The 6,436-nt window shown below is 71.1% G+C and carries 7 protein-coding genes; 3 read left to right on the top strand and 4 right to left on the bottom strand.

Translation table 11 applies throughout. From position 1 onward, the window contains the following. A partial coding sequence (locus GTW67_RS33460) for a sigma-70 family RNA polymerase sigma factor (RefSeq protein ID WP_161168487.1) occupies window positions 1–479 on the bottom strand: 479 nt, incomplete at its 3' end. Window positions 480–717: 238 nt separating this feature from the next. On the opposite strand from GTW67_RS33460, the gene GTW67_RS33455 reads away from it, so the two are divergent. Continuing rightward, window positions 718–1,248 (top strand): GNAT family N-acetyltransferase, encoded by a 531-nt coding sequence (locus tag GTW67_RS33455; RefSeq protein ID WP_161168486.1) that lies wholly within the window; start codon window positions 718–720, stop codon window positions 1,246–1,248. An 8-nt stretch (window positions 1,249–1,256) separates the two neighbouring features. Here GTW67_RS33455 and GTW67_RS33450 read toward each other — a convergent pair whose 3' ends face one another. Continuing rightward, on the bottom strand, window positions 1,257–2,018 hold the full coding sequence (locus tag GTW67_RS33450; RefSeq protein ID WP_161168488.1) for a dioxygenase family protein: 762 nt from the start codon (window positions 2,016–2,018) through the stop codon (window positions 1,257–1,259). Between the two features lie 154 nt (window positions 2,019–2,172). On the opposite strand from GTW67_RS33450, the gene GTW67_RS33445 reads away from it, so the two are divergent. Further along, the gene (locus GTW67_RS33445; protein ID WP_161168485.1) at window positions 2,173–2,688 is read left to right on the top strand and encodes a MarR family winged helix-turn-helix transcriptional regulator; all 516 of its coding nucleotides are present in this window, start codon (window positions 2,173–2,175) and stop codon (window positions 2,686–2,688) included. 140 nt (window positions 2,689–2,828) lie between these two features. Here the strand turns inward: GTW67_RS33445 and GTW67_RS33440 are convergent, their stop codons facing one another. Further along, window positions 2,829–4,370, bottom strand: a complete 1,542-nt coding sequence (locus GTW67_RS33440; protein WP_161168484.1) for an MFS transporter — start codon at window positions 4,368–4,370, stop codon at window positions 2,829–2,831. A 133-nt stretch (window positions 4,371–4,503) separates the two neighbouring features. Further along, window positions 4,504–5,157, bottom strand: a complete 654-nt coding sequence (locus tag GTW67_RS33435; RefSeq protein ID WP_161168483.1) for a TetR family transcriptional regulator — start codon at window positions 5,155–5,157, stop codon at window positions 4,504–4,506. A 388-nt stretch (window positions 5,158–5,545) separates the two neighbouring features. On the opposite strand from GTW67_RS33435, the gene GTW67_RS33430 reads away from it, so the two are divergent. Continuing rightward, the coding region (locus GTW67_RS33430) for a M6 family metalloprotease domain-containing protein (RefSeq protein ID WP_161168482.1) at window positions 5,546–6,436 on the top strand (891 nt) is incomplete at its 3' end.

The raw sequence follows: 6,436 nt of genomic DNA, 5'->3' as shown, positions 1-6,436 counted from the left end.
ATGGCCTGGCGGATCCACCAGGTGGCGTACGTCGAGAACTTGAAGCCCTTGCGGTAGTCGAACTTCTCGACCGCGCGGACCAGGCCGGCGTTGCCCTCCTGGATGAGGTCGAGGAGCGGCAGACCGCTGCGCGGATAGCGGCGGGCGACCGCGACGACCAGGCGGAGGTTGGAGCGGATGAAGACGTCCTTCGCCCGCTCGCCCTCGGCGATCAGCGCCTCGAGCTCCTCTCGGGTGGCATCCGCCCCGGTCTCCTCGTAGCCTTCGAGGACCTGCCGCGCGAACACACCCGCCTCGATGGTCTGGGACAGCTCGACCTCCTTGGCGGCGTCGAGCAGCGGGGTCCGCGCGATCTCGTCGAGGTACATGCCGACCAGATCGCGGTCGGCGAGCTCGCCGCCGTTGGCGCGGACGCTGGTTGCCGCGTCGGCCGTCTCGCCGGTGGCGGACTTACGACGGGCGACGGCACGGGTTGCCATGCGTGCTCCCTTGCGATGAGTGGTTCAGCGGGTGGTCCTGCGGACGTCGGGCACCGTGTGGGTTGTCTCCGGTATCTGTCTCTGCTGTGGCGGGATCCGTCTCCGGACTCCCTCCCGGACTCTCCTCGGGTGCCCTGCATCCGATGGAAACAACGACTGGAATCCGGACAGAATTCCCAACCCGCCCCCCGATTTTTCTGATCATGCAGTACCCTGTGCCGCCGCAGGAGGAGGATCGATGCCGCCGGAGCGCACGGATGTCCAGGTCAGGCCGGGGACCGACGACGACCTCAAGGCCCTCACCGAGCTCTACAACCACTACGTACGTGAGACGCCCATCACGTTCGACACCGAACCCTTCACCCCGGAAGGGCGCCGTTCGTGGCTGCTCTCCCACCCTGAAGACGGCCCCTACCGGCTGAGGGTTGCCACGGACGCGGACTCACAGGAGATTCTGGGCTACGCCACATCCAGCCCTTATCGCGCCAAGCCCGCGTACGCGACGTCGGTGGAGACCACCGTCTACGTCGCCCCGCACGCCGGCGGCCGGGGCATCGGCACCCTGCTCTACACCTCGCTCTTCGAGGCCCTGGCCGGCGAGGACCTGCACCGCGCCTACGCGGGCATCGCGCTGCCCAACGCGGCCTCCACGCGGCTGCACGAGCGCCTCGGCTTCCGGCACGTGGGCACGTTCCGCGAGGTGGGCCGCAAGTTCGGCCGCTACTGGGACGTGGCCTGGTACGAGAGGCCCCTCCAGGGCCCCTCCTGAGCCGGCCGTCAGCCGAACTGCACCGACCGCTTCGCCAGCCCCATCCAGAACCCGTCGATCACCGACTCGCCGAGGTCCAGCTCACCGGCCGCGTCGGCCGCGCCCATCGTGACGAACAGCGGGGCGAAGTGCTCGGTGCGCGGGTGGGCGAGCAGGCCCGCCGGGGACTTGCGGGCGAAGTCGAGCAGCGCGTCCACGTCACCGGTCTCCAGCGCGCGCCGACCCCAGTCGTCGAACTCCGCGGACCAGGCGGGCACGCCGCCCTGGCGCAGCGCGGCCAGGTTGTGGGTGAAGAACCCGGAGCCGACGATCAGCACGCCCTCGTCGCGCAGGGGCGCGAGCCGGCGGCCGATCTCCATGAGCCGGCCCGGGTCGAGGGTAGGCATGGAGACCTGGAGGACGGGGATGTCGGCGCCGGGGAACATCTCGACCAGCGGGACGTACGCGCCGTGGTCGAGGCCGCGGTCGGGGACGTCCTGCACGGGCGTGCCGGGGGCGCGCAGCAGCTTGCGGACGGAGTCGGCGAGAGCGGGGGCGCCGGGGGCCTCGTAGCGCACCTGGTAGTAGTGCTCGGGGAAGCCCCAGAAGTCGTGGACGAGCGGGACGGTGCGGGTGGCGCCGAGGGCGAGCGGGGCCTCCTCCCAGTGGGCGGAGACGACGAGGATCGCCTTCGGACGCGGCAGCCCGGCGGCCCAGGCGGCGAGCTGCCCGGGCCAGACGGGGTCGTCGGCGAGGGGCGGGGCGCCGTGGCTGAGGTAGAGGGCGGGCATGCGCTCCCGCACGTCGGTCGGCATGGCGGCGGCTCCCCATCTTGATCGTTACTACGCGAACTACTTGAACTACTTGAAGTCTCAATCTCTCTCGAAGACGAATCTACGCCCCTTTTGTTTAACCTTCAAGAAGTGGCCTCGTAGAGTGGGATGCATGAACACGGCACCCATCCCGGCCCCCGCCGACGAGCCCCGCTGGCTCACCGACGAGGAGCAGCTCGTGTGGCGCTCCTACATCGAGGCCGCCACCCTCCTGGAGGACCACCTCGACCGCCAGCTCCAGCGCGACGCGGGCATGCCGCACGTCTACTACGGCCTGCTGGTCAAGCTCGCCGAGTCGCCGAGGCGGCGCCTGCGGATGACGGAACTGGCCAAGTACGCGAAGATCACCCGCTCCCGCCTCTCGCACGCGATCGCCCGCCTGGAGAAGAGCGGCTGGGTGCGCCGCGAGGACTGCCCGTCCGACAAGCGCGGCCAGTTCGCGGTGCTCACGGACGAGGGGTACGCGGTCCTGCGGCAGACCGCGCCGGGCCATGTGGACGCCGTACGCCAGGCCGTGTTCGACCGGCTCACCCCGGAACAGCAGAAGTCCCTCGGCGAGATCATGCGGATCGTCGCCGAGGGACTTCAGCCCGCCGAGGCGGGCGCGGACCTGCCCTGGCTGCGCTGAGCGGATCGCTCAGGAGCCGGGCAGGTCCGCGGGGGAACCGTGCGTACGGGGCGTCCCCTCCCCCTACGCACGGGAGGCGCGGGTGCTGCTCAGGGCCCGAGGGGTGTCATCGCCGGTGTCAGTGGACTGTCAGTGGGCTGTCAGTGGGCGACGACCGGCACCGGCAGTTCGTCCTCGACCCCGTCGCCGGAGCCGGACCCCGTGACGGGCGCGCTGCCCGGACGGCCGGCGGTGACGAAGGTCAGGGCGATCACACCGGCGGCCACCAGGATGCCGACGGCGAACCAGATCGCGCTGGTGTAGCCGTGCACCATGCCCTCCAGCTGGACCAGCTGCTGCTGGGACCGGCCGGCGGCGCCGCCGATGTGGTCGGCGATGTAGGACGTGGTGGCCGAGGCGGCGATCGTGTTCAGCAGGGCCGTACCGATGGCACCGCCCACCTGCTGCGAGGTGTTGACCATCGCGGAGGCGACACCGGCGTCCCGCGGCTCCACGCCCTGGGTGGCCAGGGACATGGCCGGCATGAACGCCGTACCCATGCCGAGACCGAGCAGCAGCATCGCGGGCAGCAGCACGGAGGCGTACGAGGTGTCGACCGCCAGCTGCGTCAGCAGCAGCATGCCGACGGCGGCGACCAGGAAGCCGGGGCCCATCAGGAGACGGGCCGGGACGCGGGTCATCAGACGGGCGCCGATCTGGGTGGAGCCCGTGATCATGCCCGCGACCATCGGCAGGAAGGCGAAGCCGGTCTTCACCGGCGAGTAGCCCTGCACGACCTGGAGGTAGTAGGTCAGGAAGAGGAACAGCCCGAACATGCCGATGATGGCGAGGCCCAGCGAGAGGTAGATACCGCCGCGGCTGCGGTCGGTGATCACGCGCAGCGGCAGCAGCGGCGCCTTGACCCGGCCCTCGACCAGCACGAAGGCGGCCAGCAGCACGACGGACGCGACGAACATGCCGATGGTCAGGCCGTCGCTCCAGCCCGCCGACTCGGCGCGGGTGAAGCCGTACACGAGCGAGACCAGGCCGAGGGTGGACAGGATCACGCCGGGGATGTCGAGCGGGGAGCGGTTGCGGCTGCCCGCCGGCTCGCGGATGACCAGGTACGCGCCGGCCGCGGCGACGACCGCGAACGGGACGTTGACGAAGAAGGTCCAGCGCCAGTCCAGGTACTCGGTGAGGAAGCCGCCGAGGATCAGACCGACGGCGGCACCGCCACCGGCGATCGCGCCGTAGATGCCGAACGCCTTGGCGCGCTCCTTGGCGTCCGTGAACATCACGGCGAGCAGGGAGAGCGCGGCGGGCGCGAGCAGCGCGCCGAAGGCGCCCTGGAGTGCGCGGGAGCCGAACATCATCGCCTCGTTGGTGGCCGCGCCGCCGAGCGCGGAGGCGACGGCGAAGCCGGCGAGACCCGTGACGAAGGTCCGCTTGCGGCCCCACAGGTCGGCGATGCGGCCGCCGAACAGCAGCAGACCGCCGAAGGCGAGGGCGTAGGCCGTGACGACCCACTGCCGGTTGCCGTCGGAGATGCCGAGGTCCTGCTGCGCGGAGGGAAGGGCGATGTTCACGATGGTCGAGTCGAGGACGACCATCAGCTGGGCGAGCGCGATGAAGACGAGCGCCTTCCAGCGGCCGGCGTCGGGGACGCCGGGGGCGTGAGCCTTGACGGCTGCTTGAGACATGGGGATACCCACTTCGGGACTTCGTGACGGAAAAAGGTCGGTAAAAGGGACGACTTGACCCGGGGCGACGGCCGCGGTGCCGCCGTCCTCCGGTCAGACGATCATGAACGTGATGGAACTGCTGATGGTGGGACTACTGGTCGCAGGGCCGGCGCAGGTCCTCCAGGGTCACGGCCGTACCCGGCAGGTCGGAGCGGGCGGGAGCCCGCAGCCCGTCGAGGAACAGCTGAAGATGGCGGTGGACGAACCGGTCGGCGCTCACGCACCCCGTACCGGCCGGGGGCCGGCTGAGCTGGGCCGCGGCGATCATCACATCGCCCACGCCCACGTCGCCGCGGAGCTGTCCGGCCGCGGCGGCCCGTTCCATGACCTCGGAGACGAGCCGCTCGACCCGGTCGCGCGCGGCCTCCAGGTCGGGGTGGTGCTGGTCGAACGTGCTGGACACCATCGGGCACAGGGCGCTGATCCGCTCGTCGGCGGCGGTGTGCACGAAGCGCTCCAGCGCCTCGAACGCGTCGCCGGTCTGCGCGAGCGCGTCCTCGGCGGCCCGTGCCGTGCGGTCCATGACCGAGCAGACGACCTCGCGGACGAGGGCGTCACGGTCGGGGAAGTTGCGGTACACCGTGGCGTTGCCGACGCCGGCCCGGCGGGCGACCTCGTCGAGCGGCACGTCGGGGCCGTGCTCGACGAACATCTCCCGGGCGGCGGTGACGATCCGCTCCCGGTTGCGCAGAGCGTCGGCGCGCGGCCGGGTCGCCTTGCGCTGCACGGGGGTTGCGGTCTGCACGGCGTACTCCTCAAGGCTGGTGACGTATGCGGTGAAGCTTGGTGTGTCCGATCCGGGGACTGCCTCCCCGCTTCGCTCGGACACAGGGCTAAACGGGGAAGGGATCCCCGGTTATTTCCCGCGGCCGGAATGTTTCCCGGTGACCCGCGTCACATCCCTCCGAGCCCTCCGTGACGCCCACCGACTCCGGTGGGCCACCGCACGACCAGGACGCCCGCGACCAGGGCTTTCGACGACCACGGGCGCACCGCCCCCGGAGCCCGCCGAGGGCTACCCGCGAGAAACCCACGATCGGTCCGCTCCAGCGCGCGTCCGCACACCCCTCGGCACAGGGTGAACGCATGGGTGCAGTCGGTGACCGGCGGCTGCCGTGCTCCGGGAGGTCCGCATGCAGCCGCTGCCGCAGGTGCGGCCACCGAGCCGACGCATACGCCTGCGCCGTCCGGCCGCGATCGCGACCGTCGCCGTCCTGACGCTCGCCGTCAGCACCTCGGCGGGCACCGGCCGGCTCGCCCCCGGAACCTCCACGTCGGGCCCCGGCCCGGCCACCCTGTCCCACTCCCCCGCGCACGGCCCCTGCATGATCAGCGGCGGTTCCGAGATCCAGATGTCGGAAGGCGTCCCCACCTCGTCCGGGTACGCCCGCTCCACCGGCACCGTCCGCGCCCTCAACCTGATGATCGACTTCTCCGACGCGCCCGGCGAGGGCAAGGCCCTGGACCGGTACGACGAGTTCTTCCCGCAGACCCGGCAGTGGTTCCGCACCAGCTCCTACGGCCGCCTCGACTACCGCCCCGAGACCCCGATCCGCGGCTGGCTGCGCATGCCCAAGTCGTTCGCCGAGTACGGCATAGAGCGCGGCGCGCCCTTCGAGCCCGGCTACCGGGAGCTGGTGCAGGACCTGGTGTCGGTGGCCGACGCGAAGGTGGACTTCCGCGCGTACGACCTGCTGAACGTGCTGGTGACACCCAACGCGGGCCCCTCCGCCCTGGACACGGTCCTGTCCGTCACCTTCGCCGGCAACGCCGAGGCCCCGGTCGCCGACGGCGTCCCGGTGGCGAACGCGTCCTTCGTCTACTCCCGCCAGGACGACGGCTCCGGCTCCTACGGCAAGACCGGCTACCGCGTCCTCCCGCACGAGAACGGCCATGTCTTCGGCCTGCCCGACCTCTACACCCAGGAGGGCGGGGGCGCGGTCGGCCACTGGGACATCATGAGCGAGGACTGGGGCGCCAACAACGACCTGCTCGGCTGGCACAAGTGGAAGCTGGGCTGGCTG

It is taken from the genome of Streptomyces sp. SID5910, from assembly GCF_009862125.1.
In the GTDB taxonomy this organism is placed as follows: Bacteria; Actinomycetota; Actinomycetes; order Streptomycetales; family Streptomycetaceae; genus Streptomyces.
This window is presented reverse-complemented; position numbering and strand designations above follow the sequence as displayed.

Excerpts from the sequence above, each read along its gene's own strand:
- GTW67_RS33455 (WP_161168486.1), top strand. The coding sequence starts at position 718 with ATGCCGCCGGAGCGCACGGATGTCCAGGTCAGGCCGGGGACCGACGAC.
- GTW67_RS33450 (WP_161168488.1), bottom strand. The coding sequence starts at position 2,018 with ATGCCCGCCCTCTACCTCAGCCACGGCGCCCCGCCCCTCGCCGACGAC.
- GTW67_RS33440 (WP_161168484.1), bottom strand. The coding sequence starts at position 4,370 with ATGTCTCAAGCAGCCGTCAAGGCTCACGCCCCCGGCGTCCCCGACGCC.
- GTW67_RS33445 (WP_161168485.1), top strand. The coding sequence starts at position 2,173 with ATGAACACGGCACCCATCCCGGCCCCCGCCGACGAGCCCCGCTGGCTC.